The following is a 24,122-nucleotide window of genomic DNA, read 5'->3' on the forward strand; positions in this document are numbered from 1 at the left end:
TACAGCAGGGCCGATAAAGAGATATCGGCTCTGCCTGCTTCTCAATGCTGATGCCGCTGGCGCTGCAGCTGATGACGAAATTGCCTGACTTCCTGCGGTGACCAGCACCGGCGGGAAAGCGGCAGCTCTTCATCGATTGCCGGGGGGAGCGGCACTTTCTCCAGCGTGCCGCGGTTACAGATTGCGCGAATCAGCACATCGGGGGGAACCTCCAGATAACGCGCCATATCCGATAAACGCATCAGTGATTTGCTCATTGCTGCCTCCGGTTATTTCCTGATTCCCTCTATCTTCCGGCAACGCTGCATTCTGAAATTTGATCAGGATCGTTAAGTTCGTTTTTTTAGTTCAAAAAATAACCACGCTCACACATCAGCACGGGCTTACGCGCTGCGGTTTCTGAAACGGCTGGCAGCAATCTGTCCCGATTCACAGAGTCTGCTGCCATACCCGCCAGCCGGAACGGTAAATTAATATAAATAATTGGTTTCTGAGACTTAACGAGTCGTCACTGCTGGCATTCTTTCCCTGCGCAGTCTACGGTTAATAAAAAAAGCGCCACGTTTATTAACCATGGATAGCCGCTATGACCGCCCATGCCGAAATTGCAGCAAATCAGGAAAACGATCTTCGCCAGCTTTGCCATGCTCTGCAGGAGAATCTTGAACTGCTGTTACCAGCGGGTCAGCCCTCCGATCGCGTGCGGGCTGCGATGCGTGCCGGTACGCTGGCCAGCGGTAAACGCATCCGCCCCTTGCTGCTGTTGCTGGCTGCGCGTGACATGGGCTATGACCTGACAAAGCGCGGTATCCTTGATCTCGCCTGTGCGGTTGAGATGGTTCATGCGGCCTCACTGATACTGGATGATATCCCCTGTATGGACGATGCGCTGATGCGGCGTGGTCGTCCAACGGTGCATCGCGAATTTGGCGAAAATGTGGCTATCCTAGCGGCAGTCGCCCTGCTTAGTCGCGCTTATGAAGTGATTGCGCTCGCGCCGGATTTGCCGGCCCAGCATAAAACAGATGCCATTGCTGAACTCTCTGCGGCCGTAGGCCTGCAGGGGCTGGTTCAGGGACAGTTTCAGGATCTGCATGATGGTGGCCAGAGCCGCAGTCCGGAAGCGATTGCCATGACCAACGAGCTTAAAACCAGCGTGCTGTTTCGCGCCGCGCTGCAGATGGCAGCTATTGTGACCGATGCTGCACCCGTCATGCGTCAGAAACTCGGCGACTTTGCACAGGATCTGGGTCAGGCTTTTCAGCTGCTGGATGACCTTGCCGATGGCTGTAAACATACCGGAAAGGATATTCATAAAGATCAGGGTAAATCGACGCTGGTCCAGATGCTGGGTGCTGACAGCGCAGAGCGCCGTTTGCGTGAGCATCTGCGCAGCGCTGATGAACACCTTGCCTGCGCCTGCCATCGCGGCGTTGCAACCCGTCAATATATGCATGCCCTGTTTAACCAGCAGCTGGCAATGTTCAACTAACGCGGATCATCTATGGGGCATTTTGCCGTTATTGCGCCGCCACTCTATAGCCATTTCCACGCGCTGCAGTCACTGGCACAGACCCTTATCAGCCGCGGGCATCGCATTACCTTTATACAGCAGGCCGACGCACGTACGTTGCTGACGGATGAGCGCATCGCCTTCTATCCGGTGGGTGAGCGAACCCATCCGGCTGGATCTCTGGCTTCGGCTCTGCAGCGGCTGGCTGCACCGGGCGGTTTTTCTCTGTTCCGCGTAATCAATGATATGGCCGGCACCACCGATATGCTGTGTCGCGAATTACCGGCTATTTTGAGAAAGCTGCAGGTGGATGGTGTCATTGCCGATCAAATGGAGGCGGCCGGCGGGCTGGTGGCTGAGGCGTCAGGCCTGCCGTTTATTTCCGTTGCCTGCGCGCTGCCGGTGAACCGCGAAGCGGGTATCCCGCTGGCAGTGATGTCATTTCGCTATGGTCAGGATGAGAAAGCACTAAAGCGTTTTGCTGCCAGCAGCCGCATGTATGACCGGATCATGCGCCGTCATCGCCAGGTTATCGCCTACCATGCGCGCGCGTTCGGTTTGTCACCGCGTTCAGGCCTGCAGGATTGTCTCTCATCGCTGGCGCAGATCAGCCAGCTGGTACCCGCCTTTGATTTTCCGCGCCAGCAGCTGCCCGCCTGCTATCACGCCGTTGGACCGCTGCGTCAGCAGAGTATCACTACTCATCTGCCGCCACCGTGGCCGGCGCTGCGCCAGCCGGTGGTCTACGCATCGCTGGGAACGCTTCAGGGACGCCGCTTCCGGCTGTTTCTGCGGCTGGCGCGCGCCTGCTGTAATCTCGGGTTATCGCTGGTCGTTGCTCATTGTGGCGGGCTGACAGCGCCTCAGGTACGTAAGCTGGAGCTGGCCGGCGCCGCATGGGTAACGGATTTTCTCGATCAGCACGCTGCGCTGCAGCATGCCCAGGTTTTTGTTACCCACGCCGGGCTGAATAGCGCGCTGGAAGCGCTGGCTCAGGGCATTCCGATGCTGGCGCTGCCCATTGCGTTTGACCAGCCCGGAGTAGCATCGCGCATCGAATGGCATGGCGTAGGGCGTAGGGCCTCACGGTTCAGCCGCACTCATCAGCTGGAGACCCACTTGCAACTGCTGTTGTCCGATTCTCATTACCGCCTGCGCATGTCAGCGATACAGGCGCAGATGCAGCGTGCCGGCGGTTGTCAGCGCGCGGCCGATATTGCTGAACAGGCGCTGTGCCAGCAACAAATTGTGCTGGCGGAGGCGACCTGATGTCAGAGAAGTGTGCAGACCTTATTCTGGTAGGGGCCGGGCTGGCAAACGGGTTGATCGCCCTGCGGCTGATGCAGCTGCAGCCGGCACCTGACATTCTGCTACTGGAGAGCGCCACTCAGCCGGCGGGCAATCACACCTGGTCGTTTCACCGTGACGATGTCAGCGACGCGCAGTTTGCCTGGCTTGCGCCGCTGCTGTCCGCACGCTGGCCTGGTTATCAGGTCCGCTTTCCGGCGTTGCGGCGTAATCTGCACGGAGAGTATTGCTCCATCGCTTCACAGGATTTTGCCCGCCATCTGCGCGATACGCTGGGAGATCGGTTGCGTACCGCCTCGCCCGTGCGCGACGTTGCGCCACAGCGCGTAACGCTGGAAAACGGCGACGTACTGCATGCCCGCGCCGTGATTGACGGACGCGGCCTGCAGCCTACGCCGCATCTGCGTCTTGGTTATCAGTCATTTGTTGGTCAGGAGTGGCATCTGGCACGTCCGCACGGTCTGCAACAGCCGGTTCTGATGGATGCCACGGTGGATCAGCACAGCGGCTATCGCTTTGTCTATACGCTGCCGCTCAGCGCTGAACGTCTGCTGATTGAAGATACCCACTATATCAATCACGCCACGCTTGATAGCGTACAGGCGCGACAAAACATCCTGCACTACGCAGAGCAGCAGGGCTGGCAGCTGAGTCGTTTATTGCGTGAAGAACAGGGTTCCCTGCCCATTACGCTTGATGGCGATATCGGACGTTTCTGGCAGCAGCAGCAGGGTCAGCCCTGCAGCGGGCTGCGCGCCGGATTGTTCCATGCGACCACGGGTTATTCACTGCCCTCTGCCGTTGCGCTGGCGGATGAGATTGCTGCTGCCCTGCCCTGTGAGGCAGAACAGCTCAGCCAGCGTATTGAACAGTTTGCCCGGCGTCAGTGGCGCGAGCAGCATTTTTTTCGCCTGCTTAATCGTATGCTGTTTCTGGCCGGACGACCGGAAAAACGCTGGCAGGTTATGCAACGTTTTTACCGGCTTGATGCCGGTCTTATCAGCCGTTTTTACGCCGGAGAACTCTTTCTCAGGGATAAAGCACGTATTTTATGCGGCAAACCACCGGTGCCGGTGGGAGAAGCGCTGCGTGCACTGTTGATGACTCCTTCGCTAACAGGGAAGAAAGAATGAAACGTACTTATGTGATTGGCGCAGGCTTTGGCGGCCTGGCTCTGGCTATTCGTCTGCAGGCGGCCGGTATTCCGACTACGCTGCTGGAGCAGCGCGATAAACCCGGCGGGCGTGCTTACGTCTGGCAGGATGAGGGCTTTACCTTTGATGCCGGCCCGACAGTCATCACCGATCCCAGCGCGATTGAAGCGCTTTTTACACTGGCCGGAAAAAAACTCAGCGACTACGTTGAGCTGATGCCGGTGACGCCTTTTTATCGTCTCTGCTGGGAAGATGGCAAGGTGCTTGATTATGACAATAACCAGACTCTGCTCGAACAGCAGATTGCCGCGTTTAATCCGCAGGATGTCGAAGGCTATCGCCGGTTCCTTGCCTATTCACAGGCGGTGTTTAAAGAGGGTTATCTCAAGCTGGGTACGGTGCCGTTCCTGAATTTCCGCGATATGCTGCGCGCCGGTCCGCAGCTGGGTCGTCTGCAGGCGTGGCGCAGCGTGTACGATATGGTAGCGAAATTTATTCAGGACGATCATCTGCGTCAGGCGTTTTCGTTTCATTCTTTACTGGTAGGTGGTAATCCGTTTGCAACATCCTCTATCTACACTCTGATTCATGCGCTGGAACGTGAATGGGGCGTCTGGTTTCCGCGTGGCGGGACCGGCGCGCTGGTCGACGGTATGGCGCGGCTGTTTCGCGACCTCGGGGGTGAACTGCTGCTCAACGCCGAAGTCAGCCAGCTGGAAACGCAGGGTAACCGCATCAGCGGCGTGCAGTTAAAGGATGGCCGTCGCTTTGACGCCACCGCAGTGGCCTCCAATGCTGACGTTGTGCATACCTATGACCGGCTGCTGCAGCACCATGCAACTGCCCGTAAGCGCGCCGCCACGCTGAAACGCAAGCGCATGAGTAACTCGCTGTTTGTGCTCTATTTTGGTCTCAATCAGCCGCACGCTCAGCTGGCGCACCACACGGTCTGCTTCGGCCCGCGTTATCGCGAACTGATTAATGAGATATTCAACAGCAGTCAGCTGGCGGACGATTTTTCGCTCTACCTGCATGCACCCTGCACCACCGATCCGTCGCTGGCACCGGCAGGCTGCGGCAGCTTTTATGTGCTGGCGCCGGTTCCGCACCTCGGCACTGCCGCAATTGACTGGCAGCAGGAAGGGCCGCGCTTCCGCGACCGTATTTTTGCTTATCTTGAGGAGCACTACATGCCAGGCCTGCGCGATCAGATAGTGACACAGCGTATGTTCACGCCGGAAGATTTCCGCGACACGCTGCATGCACACCAGGGTTCAGCGTTTTCGCTGGAGCCGATCCTTACCCAGAGCGCCTGGTTCCGGCCGCATAACCGTGATGCCGACATCAGTAACCTCTATCTGGTCGGTGCGGGTACGCATCCCGGCGCTGGCGTGCCCGGTGTGATCGGTTCAGCAAAAGCCACCGCGCAGCTGATGGTGGAGGATCTTGCCGGATGAATCAGCCTCCCCTGATTGAGCAGGTCACGCAGACAATGGCCGCAGGCTCGAAAAGTTTTGCCACGGCAGCAAAGCTTTTCGATCCGGCTACGCGACGCAGCACGCTGATGCTCTACGCCTGGTGCCGTCACTGTGATGACGTGATTGACGGACAAACATTGGGCGAAGGTGGCACGCAACATCAGGTGGCAGATGCACAACTGCGCATGCAGCATCTGCAGATTGAAACCCGCCGCGCATACAGCGGTGCGCATATGGATGAACTCGCTTTTCGTGCGTTTCAGGAAGTGGCGCTGACGCATGAGCTTCCGCCCCAGCTGGCATTTGATCATCTGGAAGGGTTCGCGATGGACGCGCGCGAAGAGCACTACATCACGTTTGAAGACACGCTGCGTTACTGCTATCACGTGGCGGGCGTCGTGGGTCTGATGATGGCGCGCGTGATGGGCGTACGCGATGAAAACGTACTCGATCACGCCTGCGATCTCGGGCTGGCGTTTCAGCTGACCAATATTGCTCGTGATATTGTTGAAGATGCCCAAAACGGGCGCTGTTATCTGCCGGAAAGCTGGCTTACGGAAGCCGGGTTACGTGCCGATCAGCTGGCCGACCCACACTATCGTGCGGCGATAGCGCCGCTGGCTGCACGCCTGGTAGCAGCAGCGGAGCCTTACTACCATTCAGCCCGCAGCGGGCTGCCCGATCTGCCGCTGCGCTCGGCATGGGCTATCGCTACGGCTCACGGGGTGTATCGCGAAATCGGGGTAAAAGTGCAGGATGCAGGTATGCGCGCCTGGGATGCCCGGCAGCGCACCAGCAAAGGAGAAAAGCTGGCGCTGCTGCTTAAAGGCGCGGGGATTGCGCTTACTTCTCGCGTGGCGCGTCCGCAGCCGCGTCCTGCTGGTCTGTGGCAGCGGCCGCGTTAGGTTTGCGGCCGTGACGTTCGCGCAGCGTGGCCTGCAGCTTATGCAGCGGCGGCGCATAGAGAAAGCCAAATGAGACACATCCCTCACGCCCGCGCACCGCATGGTGCATCCGGTGCGCCATATACAACCGCTTCAGATAACCTTTACGCGGAATATAGCGAAACGGCCAGCGCTGATGCACCAGCCCGTCATGCACCATAAAATAGAGCGCGCCGTAGGTGGTCATACCGGCACCGATCCACTGCAGGGGCCACATGCCCTGCACGCCATAGTAGATTAGCCCGACCGAGAGCACGGCAAACACGACGGCGTAAAGGTCATTGAGTTCAAACCGGCTGGTATGCGGTTCATGATGAGAGAGATGCCAGCCCCATCCCCAGCCGTGCATAATATATTTGTGCGAGAGCGCCGCCACTGCTTCCATCAGTGCAACGGTTGCCAGCAGAATAAGCGTGTTCCATAACCAGAGCATGGTGCGTCCATTTTAAAAGGTCAAAGAGTAAAGGTGGACTGCGATACAGGATGCCGCAAGTCAGCATAGGTGAAATAAGCACGGGGGTCACGCTTATCCCGGCCACAGACGACTCAGTTAGCATGGCGGGACTGCGGTTCACTCAGCGGGGTCTTCGCCAGCGTACGCGCCAGCAGTGATGAATAAAGCGGCTTGCCGCCAAAAAACTGTGCTGCCAGCGTGGCACCCAGACAGGTGATGATCATCGGCAGGATCAGCTGATAGTTATTTGTCATCTCCAGCACCAGCACAATCCCTGTCAGGGGCGCGCGTACCGACGCGGCAAACAGCGCGCCCATACCTGCCACTGCAAAAGTTGCCGCTTCCAGATGCCACGCCGGAAACCAGGCTATACAGATCTGGCCGAAACAGGTGCCCAGCAGCGTCCCCAGCGTCAGCATGGGCGCAAAAATTCCGCCCGGTGCTCCGGAGGCAAAACAGCAAAGGGTCACCAGCGTGCGCAGAATAAAAAGTCCGAACAGCATAAGTGCGCTATATTCGCCGCCAGAGAACGCCGGGATCAGTGTTATTCCTCCACCCGCCGCCTGCGGCAGCACCATACTCAGTACACCGCAAAGTCCGGCCAGCACGCTGCCCCATGCTACCCATACCATTGTGCGCCCCCGATGCAGACGCTGAAATCGATCCTGCGCTGCGAAAATCAGGCGGTTAAACGCGACGCCGACAGCGCCAAACAGAACCCCCAGCAGCAGATAGAGCCACAGCGTGTCAGTGGGCGCATCTCTGAGCTGGCCGATATCAATAATCGCGCCATTGTCCTCGCAGAGCCGGTAGACAATGCTCGCCATAATGACGCCAACAAATACCGCTTTGATTGAAACCAGACTGTAGCGAAACTGCGGACGCATCTCTTCAATAATAAACAGAATTCCCGCCAGCGGTGCGTTGAAGGCCGCTGAAAGACCGGCTGCTGCGCCGGTTGCCAGCAGCGTATGCCGCGATTCAGCACTGCGCAGGCGAAAAAGATCGCTGCACATACCGCCAATATTTCCGCCCAGCTGCACCGTGGGCCCTTCACGGCCCAGCACCATTCCTGAACCCAGCGCACCCATGCCGCCAAAAAATTTTACCGGCAGTACCCGCCACCAGCGCACCGGACGCAGCTCTTCCAGCGCCCCTTCAATTTCCGGAATGCCCGATCCGCCCGCCTCAGGCGCAAAGCGGCGTACCAGAAAATAGCCCACGCCACCCATAATAGCGGAGGCGGCAAAAGCGTAGATCAGCCCGGTCAGTAAACCGGTATGCTGCGCAGAGAGCGTGCTGATACGCAGCTGCAGCATCAGATTGACCGCCCGGTTAAATGCCACCCCTGCGAATCCGGTCAGCGTGCCAACCAGAGCCGCCAGCAGCAGCAGTCTCACCGGCGTGGTGTCCCGGCGCAGCAGCGCTTGCAGTCGCATAAACCGGCCAGGACGACGCGTATTCTCTTCAGCGTCAGAAGGTGTAACAGACATCAGTTTCCCCTTGTCAGAAATCCATGTGCATCGTCTCTGCGCGCTGCACCGATTCAGCATAGCCAAAAGCGGACAGCCCGTAACCTGGTCATTCGCAACAGAATTTTACGCTGGGGTTAAATGACCTCCGGCCTGAGACAGTGCTGCTATCATGCACAACAGAATGTGTCACAGAATTGCGGCTGGCGGATTGACGCGGCGCCTGCAAATCACCATCATCCTGGCCATCGCCATTGTGGCCGGGTTTATTACTATCGGAGCGGGATGTGTCAGAACTCAGTAACGCATTGCTTGAAGAGATTATCAGCGAGGTTCGGCCGCTGACGCGTCAGGGAAAGGTAGCGGATTATATTCCGGCACTGGCAGATGTGGAGCCTGACCAGCTGGGGATCGCCATCTGTACGCCTGGCGGTGAGTGCTATCAGGCGGGTGATGCCACTACGCGCTTTTCAGTGCAATCCATCTCTAAAGTGCTGTCGCTGACGGTGGCGCTGACGCTGTATGAAGACGCTGAAATCTGGCAGCGCGTGGGCAAAGAACCGTCCGGGCAGGCGTTCAACTCGCTGGTACAGCTGGAGCTGGAACAGGGCAAACCGCGTAACCCCTTTATTAACGCCGGTGCGCTGGTGATGTGCGACTTACTGGAGAGCCGCCTGACGGCCCCGCGCCAGCGCATGCTGGAATTTGTCCGGCGCCTGGCGCAGCAGGACGATATTCTGTATGACCGTGCCGTCGCCCGCTCTGAGTATGAGCACTCCGCCCGTAACGCCGCCATTGCCTGGCTGATGAAGTCGTTTGGCAATTTCAATAACGATGTCAGCAAGGTGATGGAGACCTATTTTCACTACTGTTCGCTGGCCATGAGCTGTAACGAACTGGCGCGGACGTTTCTCTATCTGGCCAATCAGGGACGCACGCAGGATAATCACCGGGCGGTGATCTCGCCGCGCCAGGCGCGCCAGGTCAATGCGCTGATGATGACCAGCGGCATGTATGATGGCGCCGGCGAATTTGCCTGGCGGGTGGGAATGCCGGCCAAATCAGGCGTGGGCGGCGGTATTGTTGCGGTGATCCCGGGTGAGATGAGCATTGCCGTCTGGTCCCCGGCACTGGATCGCTCAGGCAATTCACTGGCAGGCACCGCGCTGCTGGAAAAGCTGAGCGACCGTCTGGGGCGTTCAGTCTTCTGATGCTTAACTCACCTGATTACGCGGTTTGCCCTGCGCAAACGCCTCCAGATTGCTTTCAAGGCCGCGCAGCAGGTTTGCAACGCCCTGTCGGGTTGCCCAGGCGATATGCGGCGTCAGCAGCAAGCCTGGCAGGCCGGGTTGCAGCAGCGGATGCGTAGCGGGTGGCGGCTCGCTGCTCAGCACATCCAGCGCCGCGCCGCCGAGGGTTCCCTGACGCAGCGCGGCCGCCAGATCGTCCTCCTCAATCAGTCCGCCCCGTGCGGTGTTGATCAGTAACGCGCCCGGTTTCATCGCGGCCAGCGTCTGCCGGTTGATCAACCGCTGCGTCTGCGGCGTGAGCGGACAATGCAGCGTGAGCACGTCACTGCGCGCCAGCACCTCATCAAAAGCGGTATAGCCTGCACGGACGGCTGTCGCACCGGGCCGTTCGGCATAGAGCACCGTCATGCCCAGCGCCTGCGCCATCTCACCGGCAGCGCTGCCAATATCGCCTTTACCCACCACACCCAGTACGGCGCCCTGAATATCCAGTAATGGCTCGCGATGTATACAGAAATGTGGTGAAGCGGGCCACGCTTCGCGGCTGCTCATGGCGTAGTCCACCAGATGCCGCCGCAGCGCGAACAGCGCAGCGATCACGCCCTCCGCCACGCTGCGGGTGGAGTAACCTGGTACGTTGCTGACGACAATGCCCTGTGTCCGGCAGGCGTCAAGATCGATACAGTCATAACCGGTAGCCGTAACGCAGATGTAGCGCAGCGCGGGCAGCTGCCGCAGCGTTTCGGCGCGCAGCGGAACTTTGTTCGTCATCGCAATTGTGGCCCCCTGCAGGGCTGACACAATATCCGCAGGCGCGGTTTGCCCGCGCCAGATCCAGTCACTGCACCAGGCAGGCTGTGCCGGGCGTTCGGGCAGCGTATCACCATCCAGCATCACTATTTTCATTTGCGCTCCGCTTTGTTGTTTCTGCACTGTTCTCATCAGGTTGCGTTAAGGTTAACAAAAACAGCGCCCGGGGTGAGCTTTTTCAAAAAATGCGAATTTTTTCTCTGCAGGGTGGCGTTTGTTTAACGCGGCAGCGGCAATCGCGTTACAATTCCGCCTCTTCTCTGACGTGACCTGCTATCTGTTATGACGGTTTTACCTGCACTTCATCAGCGCCTTACTGCCTGCCTCGCCATTCTGGCGGTGCTGCTGCTGTTTGTTGCGCCGGTGGTGTCGAAAAGCCTGATTGAGCAGCAGCGCGTCTCGCAGCCTGCCCCGGCCATGATGGAGATGGATCATCATCAGATGATGGAGCACGCCATGCCGGGCATGATGCATCATGACGCGGACGACGGCGAGCTTGCCTGCGGCTACTGCGATCTGCTGGTGCATGTGCCGCTGATGATCTGGGTATTTATTCCCTTTATCTGGCTGATGTTGCTTCACTCCCGTGCGCCGCCGCTCCCGTGGCTTGCCGCGCCAGTAGTGCGCACGCTGGCGGCCATTCCCCGTCCGCGCGGACCGCCTTGCCTGCTTCTTAACTGAATCTGCTTTAACGTGGTGCGGACGCAGCCTGCTGCCCGTCGCCCCGGTTATTTATCTTCAGAAGGAAGACGCTTTTGTCTGCTATTAATTCTGCAGCACCGCGCGGCGCGGTGCTTAATCTGCTTCGCCGTCTGCATTTTTATATCGGCCTGTTCGTTGCGCCGTTTATCTTTATTGCGGCGCTGAGCGGCACGCTTTATGTGCTGACGCCCCAGCTGGAACAGCTGGTCTATCACGATGCGCTGACGGTAAAGCCCGAAGGTGAACCACAGCCGCTGTCGGCTCAGATTGGCGCAGCACGCGCCAGGGCTGGCGCGCAGGCGCCTGTTTATGCGGTGCGACCGGCACCGGGTGCAGAGGATACCACCCGCGTGCAGTTCAGCGATCCGACGCTGGGCGCCTCCACCTCGCGCGCGCTGTTTATCGATCCCTATACCCTGCAGATAAAGGGAGATATGCCGGTTTATGGCACCAGCGGCATACTGCCACTGCGCACCACGCTCGATCTGCTGCACAGCAGCCTGCTGCTGGGCGATGCAGGACGCAACTACAGCGAACTGGCGGCAAGCTGGCTCTGGGTAGCCGCGCTGGGCGGCGTGGTGCTGTGGCTGGCGACCCGGCCAAAGCGCCGGCTCAAACCGGCACGCAGCGGTTTCGCTTTCAGCCGCCACTGGCACGCCACTCTGGGATTGGTGTTGCTGCTCGGCCTGCTGTTCTTCTCTGCGACCGGCCTCACCTGGTCACAGTGGGCAGGTGCGAACATAGATAAAATGCGCAGCGAGCTGAACTGGCTGACGCCCCAGGTCAGGACGGTCCTCGATCCGGATGCGCCAGCGGCACCCGCCGATCCCCACGCCGATCATCACAGTATGTCAGTGACCGATATGGCCGCGATGCGCAAGCCTGGTATGACGGCGATGAAACCGGTGCCTGCCAATATGCCCGATGCTGACTGGGACCAGGTGCTGAAGGCCGCGCGTGAGAACGGAATTGATGCAGCGAAAGTGGAGCTGCGCCAGCCGAAAAACAGCGGCAGCGCCTGGACCGTCACGGAAATTGATCGCCACTGGCCAACGCAGGTGGATGCGGTATCGGTAGATCCGCACAGTTTTGCGATTGTGGACCGCGCAGAGTTTGCCCGCTTTCCGCTGGTGGCAAAACTGACCCGCTGGGGTGTGGATGCCCATATGGGCGTACTGTTCGGCCTGCCTAATCAGCTGCTGCTGGCTCTCTTTGGGCTCGGCCTCTGCACCATGATAGTGCTGGGCTACCGTATGTGGTGGCTGCGCCGCCCCGCTTCTGCTGCCGCCAGTCCGCTTGAAACGCTGACGGCAAGCTGGCTGGCGCTGCCGCTGACGGCGCGTCTGCTGTGCCTGCTGCTGGCGCTGGCGCTGGGGTATGCGCTGCCGGTAATGGGTGTCAGTCTGCTGCTGTTTTTAGCCATCGACTATCTGCGCTGGCGCAGGCAGCAGCGCACGCCAATGACTGAAGCGGAGATCCTCGCAGCCCAGCAGTCGCCGCTGGGTATTATCCGCGCCCGCTTTACGGTCAAACGCAAAGAGATGCGCTATTTTCTGCGCGGCCTGTTCATCCTGGCGCTGATTGTCGGTACGGTAATGAGTAATGCGATTATCGGTGGCGTGATCGACCAGTATGGTATTCCGTTCAGCCACTGGTCGCTGACCATGTATCTGACCCAGGGCTTTATGATTACGCTCTACACGCTGGTATTTACCGGGCTGATGTCAATTCCGCTCTGGTACTTTTTCCTCGGCGAGCAGGACGATTCAGCAAACAAAGGGTAAAAAAAAGAGGTGGCTGAGCCACCTCTTTTCACCTCTGCATCAGAAGTCAGCTTTCAGCACAACGCGGTAATTTGCTTTACCGGCACGCACATGTTCCAGCGCATCATTGATTTTTGACATCGGGAACTCTTCTACGTGCGGCGCGATATCGGCACGCGCGGCAAGACGCATCAGCGTACGCAGCTGGCCCGGTGAGCCGGTAGAGGAGCCGGTTACGGCGCGATCGCCCATGATCAGGGTAAATGCCGGTACCGGGAACGGTTTCATCACCGCACCCACGGTATGGAACTTACCGTGCGGGGCCAGCGCCTGAAAATAGGGCTGCCAGTCGAGATCGACCGCAACCGTACTGATAATTAAATCAAACTGGCCAGCCAGCGCCTTCAGCGCTTTTGGATCGCGGCTGTTGACCACGCGGTCAGCGCCCATCGCCTTAACAGATTCAGTTTTGCTGGCGTTGGAACTGAACGCGGTCACCTCTGCACCCATAGCACGCAGCAGTTTGATGGCCATATGACCCAGACCGCCAATACCGATCACGCCAACGCGGCTGTTAACGTTGATATTGTGCATCAGCAGCGGCTTGAATACGGTAATACCACCGCAGAGCAGCGGGCCGGCTGACGTGATATCGATTGATTCCGGTAGCGGGATCACCCACTGCCAGTCTGCACGCAGATGGCTGGCAAAGCCGCCCTTATTCATAATGGTAGGGACAGAGCCTTTTTCGCAGTTTACCTGCTCGCCGTTGATACAGGCGTCGCAGTGCTGACAGCTTTTCGCCGTCCAGCCGATGCCCACGCGCTGACCCACTTTCAGCCCTTTGTTTTGCGCTGCATCGCCCAGCTCGCTGATGCGGCCAATCACCTCATGTCCGGCAATAACCGGGAACGAGGAGATGCCCCACTCGTTATCAATCATGGAGAGATCGGAGTGGCAGACGCCACAGTAGTCAACTTCAACCATCACCTCTTCCGCGTTCAGCGGACCTGCTTCATATTCGTGCGGCACCAGCGCTTCGCCCGCTTTCATGGCGGCATAGCTTTTGATTTTCATTACAGTCCTCTGTTTTTTGGTTGCGACCCGGGAAGTTTAGCAGAGGCGCCGTGATGATTGAGGCGAGCAACCAGGCAGCCAGGCAGATCGAAAACGCTGCGGGGCGCAAAAAGCATTAAGGGTTAAAGCGAACCGGGTGTGCAGCAGGAGTTTTACGCCTCTGTCCGCTTTCCACCCGGCTCAGGCTTAAAATTCCGGCTCTTCACCCGGCAGAGGTTCAGAGAGCGACTGCCCCTCCGCCCCGGCATAAAAAATGATCAGCTCAGTCGCCTGCTCAGCGGTATAGCCGCGATGCGCACTGTTAACTGTCTCATTCAGCGCTTCACCCGCATTAACATGCTGGCGCTGGCCGCTCTCTTTATCTTCAATAATCAGCTGGCCGGAGAGCACGTAAGCCGTGTTAGGCATGGGATGCGTATGCCACGGCAGTTCACTGTGGGCCGGCAGCGACATGCGCATCACTGTAATCTGTGGCTTGCCCGACGGATAACCGTCGTAAGCCTGACCGTTCCAGGCTGCGCCGCTCTGTGACACCAGTTCGTGGCTGATTTCGCTGTTTTTTGGGGTCGTCATCTTTTCTCCTCTTATTCTGTACTGTACCGGAGTGTAGAACATTGCTGCGCTTACAGACGTGTGCGCTGCACTTTGCTCAGTGTTCAAGCTGTTCCCGGCATGCGCTGAAGAGTTCGATAAGATGATCGGCCACCGCGCGTACGCGGCCTGACGTTGCCAGATCGGCGTGCATCACCAGCCACAGGGGCTGATCGGCACTGCTGTCACGCTGCAGGCAGTGTAAACCGCTGGCTCTGGCCATAAAATGCGGTAACACGCCCACGCCCAGCCCGGCCGCAACGGCTGCGACCTGTGCGGCAAGCGTATTGGCCTCCAGCCGGCAGGGCCTGCCGCGCAGTATCCGCTTCAGCCAGCGAGCGGCCGGCAGATGCTGATGCGATTCAGACCAGCCGATGCAGGGTGCGTCATTGAGCGTAAAAGGCGCTGAAGCCTGCAGTAAAGCCGGTGCCGTATACAAACCGAACCCCAGGGTGCCCAGCCGCCTGATAGTCAGGTTGCCCGCCTCAGGGCGAACCAGACGGATCGCCAGATCGGCCTCTCTGCGGTGCAGATTGACCGACTGTACTCCGCTCAGTACCTCCAGCCGGAGCGCCGGGTGCGTCTGCAGCAGAGACGGAAGTGAAGGCAGTATAAAATGGGTCGCCAGATTGTCCGACGTTGCCAGCCGTACCAGCCCGGCAACCGAACCCTGCAGCTGCGCTTTTTCCGTCACTGCCCGTCCTGGGTCTTCCAGCGCCTCCGCCCGTTCCAGCAGCGCTTCGCCATCATCCGTCAGCCGGTATCCGCTCTGATGCCGGCTAAACAGCGGCAGCCCCAGCGACTGCTCCAGCCGATCCAGCTTTCTGGAGACGGTAGCGATGCCTGTGTCCAGCGTGCTGGCAGCGCCGCTCAGCGTTCCGGCGCGGGCAATTGCCAGAAAGATCCTGATGTCATCCCAGTAAAATTCACTTTTCATAGTTTCCATTTATGGAAAATAGCATTCCATTCTGCGCACTGTTTTCCCGATTTCGATCAGATGATACTGCGCATCCCCGGGAAGTTAAACAGGTTAAGAATTCCGGAATCTGAACACAAGGAGACTGCACCATGAATGATACCGCTATCGCTCCGCACGCTGTGCCGGCACGTAACTGGGTTGCTATTGCCGCGCTCGGCCTCAGTGCCTTTACCATTGTTACCAGCGAGCTGGCTCCGGTAGGCATGCTGAATGCCCTGGCAACAGATTTGCATCAGCCTGCTGCCAGTACCGGACTGATTGTTACCGCCTATGGCTGGGTCGCTGCGCTGGCTGCACTCTGCGCCGGTATGATGCCGGCACGTACTCCGCGTAAGGCGTTACTGGTGGGTTTAATGGTGATTCTGGCCGGTTCCTGTCTGATGGCGATGCACGCTTACACTCTGTCCCCCTGATGACCGCCCGTATTACCGGTGCGCTGGCCCATGGCGTGTTCTGGGCGCTGATTGGCACCGTCGCCGCACAGCTGGTTCCGGCCAGCAGACTGGGACTGGCGACGTCAGTCATTTTTGGCGGCGTATCAGCCGCCAGCGTACTCGGCGTGCCGCTTGCCAGCTTTATGGCTGCTGCTGCCGGCTGGCGCAGTGCGTTTAATGCCATTGCGCTGCTCGCACTGGCCGCCGCCGTGGTTCTCTGGCGCACGCTTCCGGTTCTGACGCCGCCTGTTCCATTGAAACTGAATGCCTATCTGGCGATTTTTCGTCATCGGACGCTGCTGACGCTGTTTGGCGCCACGGCCGCTGTCATTACCGCACACTTTGCCGCGTTTACCTATATCGACCCGCTGCTGACGTTAAAACAGGGCATTGCCCCTGCTGCGGTTTCCGCCCTGCTGCTGGTTGCCGGCATCGCTGGCGTAGCAGGCAATATCATTGCCGGAAAACTGATTGACCGCTATCTCAGGGGCCTTATTCTTTCAGCGCTGCTGCTGAGCGCGACGGCGCTGGGCGCGCTGAGTATTGCCGCTTTGCCACACGGCCTGACCGCGCTGCTGCTGGCACTCTGGAGCGCCGGGATCGCCGTGATATTCGTCGGGCTGCAGACCTGGCTGCTGCGCAGTGCCGGTCCTGCTGCACAGCCTGCTTCCGCGCTCTATGTTGCGATATTCAACGCGGCAATCGGCAGCGGTGCGCTGGCCGGTGGTCATCTGGCAGACGTTATCGGCCTGCAGGAAATGGTGTTACTGGCAGCCACCATGATGATTATCAGCAGCCTGTTTATACTGCGGCTGCGAAGTCCGCGTTAACCCCCTGCCCGGCATGCGCAGGTCACCGCTTTTCTTCACTGGAGACCGCCGCCGCAATGTAATCAATAAACGCCCTGACTTTGGCGCTCAGGGCTGAACGTTCGCTGACGCAGGCATAGAGGGTCATCGGCAGCGACCGGATCGTCTGCTTATCATCAGCAAACAGCGGTATCAGCTGGCCGCTGGCGATCAGCGGCCGGGCAATAAAGCTTGCCAGTCGTGCAATTCCGCCGCCGCTGACGGCAATCCGGGCAATAATATCAATATCATCACTGATAAACCGCGGGTTAAGCCGGGCGGTGATGATCTCTCCGCCGGCGCTAAAGCTCCAGGGAAGAAAGCGGCCGTCCGTGGGATAGCGGAATACCAGACAGGCGTGCTGGCTCAGCTCCTCTACCCGTTGCGGAATGCCTGCGCGGGAGAGGTAAGCGGGTGCCGCACAGAAAATAAACGGCAGGGAGGCAATTTTGCGTGCCACCAGCTGATCGTTCAGCTGCGCCTCAATGCGCAGGCTGACGTCAATGTTTTCCAGCCGGTGATCGACATTGCGATCGGTGCTGATCAGTTCGATATCGATACCAGGGAACCTTTCATTGAAAGCTGGCATAAGAGGGGCAACCACGTAGCGGCCAAACGCAGCGGTGGTGGCGATGCGCAGCGGACCCTGCGGTTCGGTTTCCACTACAGCAGCCTGCGCAGCAAGGTCGATATCATACGGAATATGACGAACTTTTGCGTAATAGCGCTTGCCGCTTTCCGTCAGGACCATACTGCGGGTTGTCCGCGAAAGCAGGCGCACACCAAGCTGCGTTTCGAGCCGGGCCAGGCTCTGACTGACGGCTGCAGCACTCATTCCTCTGTTGCGGGCAGCGGCGGCAATGGTGCCGTTTTCCACTACGCGAACAAAATTGTCGATTAACCCCAGCATATCCATTAACGGGCCGCTCTTTTCGTAACTTTTGCTTAGCAATGATTAAAGCACAGCTGCTCTGTTTTTGTCCGGCACGGGCCCGTAAGGTAGCCGCTGTTTCTTAACTTATCGCTCAGGAGAGATTTTATGATTAAAGCTATTGCGTCGGCTGGCTTGCGCTTACGACTGCCCCATCGCGTGACTCCCTATATATTTTCTCTGTATATGGCGACGATTATGGCATTCCTCATGAGCCTCGTTATTACGCTGGCAGAGTCAGGTGCAGGCCCGCACTATATGACAAATGTGATGAATGCTTACCGGGTGGCAATGCCTGCTGCATTCATTTGTATTCTGCTTGTGCGTCCGGTGGTTATCCGGCTGGTGGCGTTAACCGTTCACGGCCATTAAGATCCTGCACAGCCGGCCGCGTGCTTATCGCGGCTTTTTCCGGCGCTTTTCGGCATACATGACGCTGTCGCTCTCGCTGATCATTTCCTCGAGCGAGGCATATCTGCCTGCCTCACTGCCGATCATGCCAAAGGAGTAATTGATGTTATAAGGTTTAGCCGCCTGCTGATTCCACACCGCTAACGTGTCGCGCAGCCGGCACAGGTAAGCTTTGGCATCGCTTTGATGAGCCAGCAATACAGCGAACTCATCCCCGCCAAGACGACCAGCAATGTCATCCGGACCGAGCTGCTGATAGAGCAGTGCCGCGAAGGTTTTCAGGACCTTATCGCCTTCCGCATGCCCCCATATATCGTTGATAGGTTTGAATTTGTCGAGGTCAAAATAGAGGATGGCAAAATCGTGATTCTGCTGCTGTAATAGCTGAAACCGCTTTTCGCCCATTGCATAAAATCCCCGACGGTTAGGAATATCCGTCAGGCTGTCCACCATTGCAATGTGCGTGACCTGGAATTCATCTTCGACAATCGCCGCCACATCTTTCATCGCAGCAATGTCATCACCGGTAAAGCTGCGCGGCTCACTGTTAACCAGACACAACGTACCGGCAACGGCGCCGTCGGGCAGCCGCACCGGGTAGCCGGCATAAAAACGGATAAAGGGCGTGCCGGTAACCAGCGGGTTGTCACAAAACCGCGCATCTTCGCGCGCGTCTGTGATAATCAGCGGTTCATCCAGCATAATGGCATGCGCACATAATGAGATATCGCGCTTCATCTCACGGCCGTTGATCCCCTGACAGGCCAGCGTCCATTGACGATCGCGATCGATAAGATTGATCAGCGCGATCGGTACCTGAAACAGCCGGCGAGAAATGCGGGTCAGCCGTTCAAAGCGCTCATCGTCCTGCGTATCCAGCAGGCCAAGCTTGTGGAGCGACTTCAGCCGCGCGGCTTCATTTTCCGGCATTCCCGGCAGTTTCATATCAACCTCTTATCGTTTCGCGTTATCGTCCAGTACCCCCTGGTCTGCCGTGGATCCGACATTAACCGGTACGGCGTCTGCACTCACCGTACCCGGGCACCCTCAGGGTTAAGCTTACAGCGGCTACCGCAACGGCATAGCCTGCTTACGCTTATCTGCAATCAGACACCCTATTCTGACAGAAGAGGGAAAGAGATGCCCGGCGATCAATTTTAGTTTTGTATTCTGCCGAGACGCATGGCGATCGGCCAGACTATTTTTCTGCGCCTGTCAGGGCTACCCCATAGTGAAGTCAGCTCATTTTCAAACTGCGTAATAAGGTGCGCCTCACCTTTTTGTCTGGCCTGCCGTACAGCAGACCAGGTGGATATGTATCCCAGCAACGCCTGCAATTTCCACTCTGCTTCGATACTGAAAGGTGCAGCATTCAGCTCTTCAAACGGAAAAGGCAGATCGCGGTAACCTGCATCAACCAGCTGCCGCTCAGGAGGCCAGAAGCGGCCAATCTCTTCATAGTAGAATTGCCTGAACCGCTCTCCGGCCTGGCCTTCTATGTTCAGCACGCCGTAACTTATCAGAGCAATGACTGCCTGCGGCCTGGCCACACGGCGAACTTCACGATAAAAATCGTCTAACCGGAACCAGTGGGCGGCCTGCGCAACCGTAATCAGACTATAACCGCTGAAGTCTGCCGGCAGGCTTTCAGCGGCAGAGTGAAGGTAAGTAATGCCGGGTGTGTGAGAAGCGTTGCACAACTGATCTTCGCTGGGATCAACGCCGGTCACCGAGCTGAAATATGCAGAAAGAAGCTGAGTTAGCTGCCCGGTACCGCAACCTACGTCCAGTGCTTTCTGGTTATCCGGCGCCAGTTCTGCAAGATAGCCTGCTAACTCAGGGGGATATTCCGGGCGATATTGTGCATAATTCCGCCCACCTTCTGAAAACCAGTTTGTACCGGCAGTGTCATCGCGCATCGCCTTTTTCCTCACATTGTTGTAACTCAGCCGTCGCTTCGCGTATCCGTGCTTCAGCGCTACGGTCGCTAAGCGCACTTATCGTTTTTTTAAGCGTCTCCATGAGCGGTGTTCCTGTTTCCGCTTCAAGTTTTGAGACTGCTAAAAAAATAGCCTGCCAGTGACATTCAAGCCTGCTCAGTACGGTATGCCCGTGTGCCGTCAGCTGCAGCGCATTTTTTCTGCCGTCAGTCAGGGGCTTCCGTTCAATAATGCCATCCTGCTCCATCAGGGCCACTGTCTGGCTGACTGCGCCCTGGGTCAGAAACGTGATGGACTTTATATCGCTGACCGTCGTTGCCCCTGCAGCAATAGCCCGTATAACGGGTGTGTAGCGGGAGCGATAGTTAACGGGCAGCGCCGGATACGTTTTTTCAGAGCCGTTATCAATAAGCTCAGAGAGATGCCTCAGCATTTCGCCCAGACCATGGATATAAACCACATTCACCTCCTGAAATGCATTAGCACTAATGCATTTTTATCGCATCTGCCGGCCCCGCTCAATCCGGCACAAAGCATGGAGATAGCGGAATCGTGAATACTTGCTGACTTGTGGTGCAGTGTTGAAAGCGTTTACGCTTGCTCCTGCAGTACAGCAAACAATGTAGCGTTTAAGGTAACGTCGTTTCGCTTAAACGGGTTTTAAGGGATAGCACTCTGTCCAGTTGTAGTTGGTTTTTACCAGCGTCAGTTCCCCGGCCACATTCCCGAACGTGGCGGCCTGATGCCTAAAGAAAAACGCACGCACATAATCCGGTAAGAAAGCCGCTCCATAGCGCAGAAGCGTGCTGTGCCAGAAGGGAGCCGGCAGCGCTCTGCCCGCATGCCGCATCAGTAGTTCATTTTTCCACTGAGAGCCCAGCACGTTTGCACAGAACTGCTCGCGCAGCGCCAGCGCAGGAGGTGCCGGGATGCCCGCCAGCAAAAGCTGATCGGGTAACGCAACCAGCCGGAGATGGGTAATCACTATTTTTTCCGCTGCAAATTCGCGCCAGATAGCCATCAATTGATCCACTTTCGCGGGTAATGGCTCATCTGCGTGATAGAGCGGCAGAGTCAGAGGTAAAAACGTAAAATGCAAACCACAGGCGGGCAGCGTGTCGGCAAGCCTGTCACCTTTGGTCAGTTGAGATAGTTGTTCAATAAGCCGCGAAATACCTGAGGTCGCGGAGGGCCGTATGCCAGTTGCAAAAGCGAGTCTGGTCGGATCGTAGTAGTTTTCCTCTCTGATTTTTCCGATGCCTGCATTTTCCGCCCACTGTGCAGCAGTGTTATCGTTTACCGCGTGATACCTGTTTTGCAGACTTAATCCGTTCATGGCAACCCTTCAGGCACTGGTGTAAACATCGGCTTCAAATCATCTCTTTATCAAAGATGCAAACTCCTATCCCGGACCTGATGAATGACTTACCTCGGGGACGAATAAATACCCTTTGTCTCTTTACTGACACGAAGCGTAACCCGATTAAAATTACACAGATAAAATCGTTATGTGTTCAGACAGCAGGTTTATAGAGGTCTCTTCAGCACGTTTTCCCTCAATAACCAGAATGTCTATCTCCTCACAGCGGGCAACTGAAAATCTTGCCACGCCAGGAATCTTTTCTGATGTCAGTCCAACAATAACCTGATCGCTCTGTGCTATGGCTGCTTTTTTAAATTCACAATCGTCGAAGTCAAAGCCAGTCAGCCCGGCCTCTGCGCTCATTGCACATCCGCCTATAAACGCCTGGTTGAACATGATATTTTTCAATTGCGTTATTGCCGTATTTCCTACACAACCGCCACTCTCTTGCTGAATACGACCGCCCAGCATAATTACCTCTGCATTGGGGTGCTTCAAAAGCGCTGCTGCGACATCAGGTGCATTAGTTACTACTGTTATGGCTAATTCAGCAGATAAAAACTTAGTTATGGCCAGATTAGTACTGCCTGCATCGATAAAAATACAGCTTTCATTCTTAATCAGGCTTGCACATTTCTGCGCGATGATGTCCTTTTCTGACAGGTGTTGCTCTTTTCGTAAAGACAGGTTTCCTGCATCGGGAAGCAGCAGCACTGCACCACCATAGACTTTTCTGCAGATGCCTTCTCTGCTTAATTCATGAAGGTCTCTCCGGATGGTATGTTCTGACACACCGGTTTCCCGGGCAAGTTCAGTACAGACCACTCTTCCTTCATGGCGCAACTTTTGTCGGATAAAGTCTTGTCGCTGATCGGGTAAAGCTGCATAATCGAGCACTTAAAACCTCTTAAATTTAAAAAAGAGCTACAACGAGCATAATCATGCAGGAGCAATACGTTGTCAATTTATCTCCTGTCGGTATTACGCTGCACACATACCACAATCAGCTGTTATCACGAGGAGCGTAATGAACTTAAAGTCATACCGGATCTCTTCCAGCCGGGCAACCCGGTTAGCTTTTTTCATTGCCGGTTTTGTTACGGCGACCTGGGCTGTTCTTGTGCCATATGCACGTACCAATACGGGTGTAAATGAAGCGACACTTGGTTCGCTGCTGCTATGCCTTGGTTTAGGCGCTTTAATTGCAATGCCGGTAACAGGCTCACTGACCAGCCGCTTCGGCTGTCGCCGCGTTATTATGTCGGCTATTACATTAGTCGTTGTCAGCACACCTTTACTGGCTGTGATTAGTGACCCTTTACTTCTGGCATTAGCCCTGCTGGTTTTTGGGACAGGCATTGGAGTGACAGACTGTGCCATGAATATTCAGGCGATTCTTGTTGAAAAAGAAGCGTCTGCTCCGCTGATGTCCGGTTTTCATGGCATGTATAGTTTTGGCGGTATTGCTGGTGCAGGTCTGATGACCCTGCTTTTGGCTGCAGGTCTTGATGTTGTTACATCCATCCTTTTCATTACGCTCACTGTTATCGCTTTAGCTTTACTGAGTTATCCGGGGTTACTGACTTATGCCAATCCTAAAGAGGGGCCGGCCTTTGCCTTACCCCGCGGTATTGTTCTGATGTTGGGAATTATCTGTTTATCGGTGTTCCTGACCGAAGGTACTGTTCTTGACTGGAGTGCAATTTATCTGACGCAGGTAAGAAATATGCCTGAATCGTTAGGAGGACTTGGATATACCTGCTTTGCTGTTGCCATGACAGCAGCCAGGCTGACGGGAGATCGGGTTGTAAAATATTTCGGTCAATTAATAGTCGTCGTGGGTGGCGCACTGGCTGCGGCTATTGGCCTGGCATTAATGACTTTCATACCATCCTGGCATCTGTCGCTGTTTGGCTACATTTTGATCGGGTGCGGGTGCGCAAATATTGTACCGGTGATGTTTTCGGCTGTGGGTCAGCAGAACGTGATGCCTCAATCCGTAGCTGTTCCGGCAATGACAACTATGGGTTATCTGGGCGTATTAAGTGGCCCCGCTATTATCGGGTTTGTCGCTCATTTTAGTTCTCTTGCACTGGCTTTCTCGTTAATTACAGCCTTAATGCTCTTTGTCGGCGCAATATCATTCACACTTAATCTTAGCGGGAAATACTCTCCAGGAGCGAACAAATGAAAATTTCACATGTAGCTTTATGGACAGCCCATATTGAAGCGCAAAAAATTTTCTGGCGCGATTATTTTGCCGGAACGCCTAATGAATTATATATCAGTAAAAACAGGCCTGGTTTTGTATCTTATTTTATCAGCTTATACGAAGGGCCTGCTATTGAGTTAATGAGTCTGGATGGCCTGGCAAAAGGGCGGCACGGCGCAGAGCTTACCGGATGGGCTCATATTGCTATCAATGTTGGCTCCCGTCATCGGGTTGATGAAATGGTGATCAAAGCATCAGGTGATGGAATTTTAGTCAGTCCGGCTCGCCTCACAGGCGATGGTTATTACGAGGCTGTCATTAAGGACCCTGACGGCAACCTTATCGAGATCACGGGTTGAATCAATTAGCCGGCTTTTTGTGTGTGATAAACGCTCTCTTTACCCCTGCAGTGTTGTAACAGCAATTAGCAAAAAAGAGCATTCAGTTTTCGCCTGTGAAACAGGGTAGTCCTGCAAACAGAGACATTG

The 24,122-nt window shown here is 56.5% G+C and carries 24 protein-coding genes and 1 pseudogene; 12 read left to right on the forward strand and 13 right to left on the reverse strand.

What is annotated here, in order from left to right; all coding sequences use genetic code 11:
- Positions 1–41 precede the first annotated feature (41 nt).
- A complete protein-coding gene (locus tag BBA90_RS01095; RefSeq protein ID WP_065647488.1) occupies positions 42–257 on the reverse strand; it encodes a hypothetical protein in 216 nt (71 codons plus the stop codon).
- A gap of 329 nt (positions 258–586) precedes the next feature.
- Between BBA90_RS01095 and BBA90_RS01100 the strand changes: the two genes are divergently transcribed.
- The 5 genes from BBA90_RS01100 to crtB are packed head-to-tail and all read left to right on the forward strand — an operon-like array spanning position 587 to position 6,358.
- Positions 587–1,492, forward strand: coding sequence for a polyprenyl synthetase family protein (locus tag BBA90_RS01100; protein WP_065647489.1), 906 nt, complete (start codon positions 587–589; stop codon positions 1,490–1,492).
- A 12-nt stretch (positions 1,493–1,504) separates the two neighbouring features.
- Positions 1,505–2,782 (forward strand): glycosyltransferase, encoded by a 1,278-nt coding sequence (locus BBA90_RS01105; RefSeq protein WP_065647490.1) that lies wholly within the window; start codon positions 1,505–1,507, stop codon positions 2,780–2,782.
- A complete protein-coding gene (gene crtY / locus BBA90_RS01110) occupies positions 2,782–3,954 on the forward strand; it encodes a lycopene beta-cyclase CrtY (protein ID WP_065647491.1) in 1,173 nt (390 codons plus the stop codon). Before BBA90_RS01105 ends, crtY begins: the two co-directional genes overlap by 1 nt.
- Positions 3,951–5,432, forward strand: a complete 1,482-nt coding sequence (locus tag BBA90_RS01115; protein WP_065647492.1) for a phytoene desaturase — start codon at positions 3,951–3,953, stop codon at positions 5,430–5,432. Before crtY ends, BBA90_RS01115 begins: the two co-directional genes overlap by 4 nt.
- On the forward strand, positions 5,429–6,358 hold the full coding sequence (gene crtB / locus BBA90_RS01120; RefSeq protein WP_065647493.1) for a 15-cis-phytoene synthase CrtB: 930 nt from the start codon (positions 5,429–5,431) through the stop codon (positions 6,356–6,358). The genes BBA90_RS01115 and crtB overlap by 4 nt, the downstream gene beginning before the upstream one ends.
- Here the strand turns inward: crtB and BBA90_RS01125 are convergent.
- Positions 6,297–6,830 (reverse strand): sterol desaturase family protein, encoded by a 534-nt coding sequence (locus BBA90_RS01125; protein WP_065647494.1) that lies wholly within the window; start codon positions 6,828–6,830, stop codon positions 6,297–6,299. The genes crtB and BBA90_RS01125 overlap by 62 nt on opposite strands.
- 113 nt (positions 6,831–6,943) lie before the next feature.
- Positions 6,944–8,344 (reverse strand): H(+)/Cl(-) exchange transporter ClcA, encoded by a 1,401-nt coding sequence (clcA, locus tag BBA90_RS01130; protein WP_065647495.1) that lies wholly within the window; start codon positions 8,342–8,344, stop codon positions 6,944–6,946.
- Positions 8,345–8,610: 266 nt separating this feature from the next.
- On the opposite strand from clcA, the gene glsB reads away from it, so the two are divergent.
- Positions 8,611–9,534, forward strand: a complete 924-nt coding sequence (gene glsB, locus BBA90_RS01135) for a glutaminase B (RefSeq protein ID WP_065647496.1) — start codon at positions 8,611–8,613, stop codon at positions 9,532–9,534.
- Positions 9,535–9,537: 3 nt separating this feature from the next.
- On the opposite strand, the gene BBA90_RS01140 is transcribed toward glsB, so the two are convergent.
- Positions 9,538–10,479 (reverse strand): D-2-hydroxyacid dehydrogenase, encoded by a 942-nt coding sequence (locus BBA90_RS01140; RefSeq protein ID WP_065647497.1) that lies wholly within the window; start codon positions 10,477–10,479, stop codon positions 9,538–9,540.
- 186 nt (positions 10,480–10,665) lie between these two features.
- Between BBA90_RS01140 and BBA90_RS01145 the strand changes: the two genes are divergently transcribed.
- The gene (locus BBA90_RS01145; RefSeq protein WP_065647498.1) at positions 10,666–11,064 is read left to right on the forward strand and encodes a DUF2946 domain-containing protein; all 399 of its coding nucleotides are present in this window, start codon (positions 10,666–10,668) and stop codon (positions 11,062–11,064) included.
- 74 nt (positions 11,065–11,138) lie between these two features.
- A complete protein-coding gene (locus BBA90_RS01150) occupies positions 11,139–12,869 on the forward strand; it encodes a DUF2534 family protein (protein WP_065647499.1) in 1,731 nt (576 codons plus the stop codon).
- A gap of 39 nt (positions 12,870–12,908) precedes the next feature.
- Here BBA90_RS01150 and ahr read toward each other — a convergent pair whose 3' ends face one another.
- The 3 genes from ahr to BBA90_RS01165 form a co-directional block, all read right to left on the reverse strand.
- A complete protein-coding gene (ahr, locus tag BBA90_RS01155) occupies positions 12,909–13,925 on the reverse strand; it encodes an NADPH-dependent aldehyde reductase Ahr (RefSeq protein WP_065647500.1) in 1,017 nt (338 codons plus the stop codon).
- A gap of 186 nt (positions 13,926–14,111) precedes the next feature.
- Complete coding sequence (locus tag BBA90_RS01160) at positions 14,112–14,498, reverse strand: cupin domain-containing protein (protein WP_065647501.1); 387 nt, start codon at positions 14,496–14,498, stop codon at positions 14,112–14,114.
- A 76-nt stretch (positions 14,499–14,574) separates the two neighbouring features.
- Positions 14,575–15,453 carry a LysR family transcriptional regulator gene (locus BBA90_RS01165; RefSeq protein ID WP_065647658.1) on the reverse strand — a complete coding sequence of 293 codons (879 nt, stop codon included), beginning with the start codon at positions 15,451–15,453 and terminating at the stop codon, positions 14,575–14,577.
- A gap of 131 nt (positions 15,454–15,584) precedes the next feature.
- Here BBA90_RS01165 and BBA90_RS01170 point away from each other — a divergent pair.
- Positions 15,585–16,759: pseudogene (locus tag BBA90_RS01170) on the forward strand (MFS transporter).
- A gap of 22 nt (positions 16,760–16,781) precedes the next feature.
- Here the strand turns inward: BBA90_RS01170 and BBA90_RS01175 are convergent.
- Positions 16,782–17,693, reverse strand: a complete 912-nt coding sequence (locus BBA90_RS01175; RefSeq protein ID WP_065647502.1) for a LysR family transcriptional regulator — start codon at positions 17,691–17,693, stop codon at positions 16,782–16,784.
- Positions 17,694–17,816: 123 nt separating this feature from the next.
- On the opposite strand from BBA90_RS01175, the gene BBA90_RS01180 reads away from it, so the two are divergent.
- Positions 17,817–18,080, forward strand: coding sequence for a DUF2798 domain-containing protein (locus tag BBA90_RS01180; protein WP_065647503.1), 264 nt, complete (start codon positions 17,817–17,819; stop codon positions 18,078–18,080).
- A 24-nt stretch (positions 18,081–18,104) separates the two neighbouring features.
- Here the strand turns inward: BBA90_RS01180 and BBA90_RS01185 are convergent, their stop codons facing one another.
- From BBA90_RS01185 to BBA90_RS01205, 5 genes are all read right to left on the reverse strand, one after another.
- Positions 18,105–19,064 (reverse strand): sensor domain-containing diguanylate cyclase, encoded by a 960-nt coding sequence (locus tag BBA90_RS01185; RefSeq protein WP_065647504.1) that lies wholly within the window; start codon positions 19,062–19,064, stop codon positions 18,105–18,107.
- Positions 19,065–19,276: 212 nt separating this feature from the next.
- Positions 19,277–20,038 (reverse strand): class I SAM-dependent methyltransferase, encoded by a 762-nt coding sequence (locus tag BBA90_RS01190; RefSeq protein WP_065647505.1) that lies wholly within the window; start codon positions 20,036–20,038, stop codon positions 19,277–19,279.
- A complete protein-coding gene (locus tag BBA90_RS01195; RefSeq protein WP_206099877.1) occupies positions 20,028–20,519 on the reverse strand; it encodes a MarR family winged helix-turn-helix transcriptional regulator in 492 nt (163 codons plus the stop codon). Before BBA90_RS01195 ends, BBA90_RS01190 begins: the two co-directional genes overlap by 11 nt.
- A 189-nt stretch (positions 20,520–20,708) precedes the next feature.
- Positions 20,709–21,395, reverse strand: coding sequence for a hypothetical protein (locus BBA90_RS01200; RefSeq protein ID WP_065647506.1), 687 nt, complete (start codon positions 21,393–21,395; stop codon positions 20,709–20,711).
- 153 nt (positions 21,396–21,548) lie between these two features.
- The gene (locus BBA90_RS01205) at positions 21,549–22,319 is read right to left on the reverse strand and encodes a DeoR/GlpR family DNA-binding transcription regulator (RefSeq protein WP_065647507.1); all 771 of its coding nucleotides are present in this window, start codon (positions 22,317–22,319) and stop codon (positions 21,549–21,551) included.
- A gap of 130 nt (positions 22,320–22,449) precedes the next feature.
- Between BBA90_RS01205 and BBA90_RS01210 the strand changes: the two genes are divergently transcribed.
- Positions 22,450–23,613: an MFS transporter gene (locus BBA90_RS01210; protein WP_065647508.1), complete on the forward strand. Its 1,164-nt coding sequence runs from the start codon at positions 22,450–22,452 to the stop codon at positions 23,611–23,613.
- Complete coding sequence (locus BBA90_RS01215) at positions 23,610–23,993, forward strand: VOC family protein (protein ID WP_065647509.1); 384 nt, start codon at positions 23,610–23,612, stop codon at positions 23,991–23,993. The genes BBA90_RS01210 and BBA90_RS01215 overlap by 4 nt, the downstream gene beginning before the upstream one ends.
- The last annotated feature ends 129 nt before the right edge of the window (positions 23,994–24,122 follow it).

Source organism: Pantoea eucrina (genome assembly GCF_001691555.1).
GTDB classification, from domain to species: Bacteria; Pseudomonadota; Gammaproteobacteria; order Enterobacterales; family Enterobacteriaceae; genus Pantoea; species Pantoea borealis.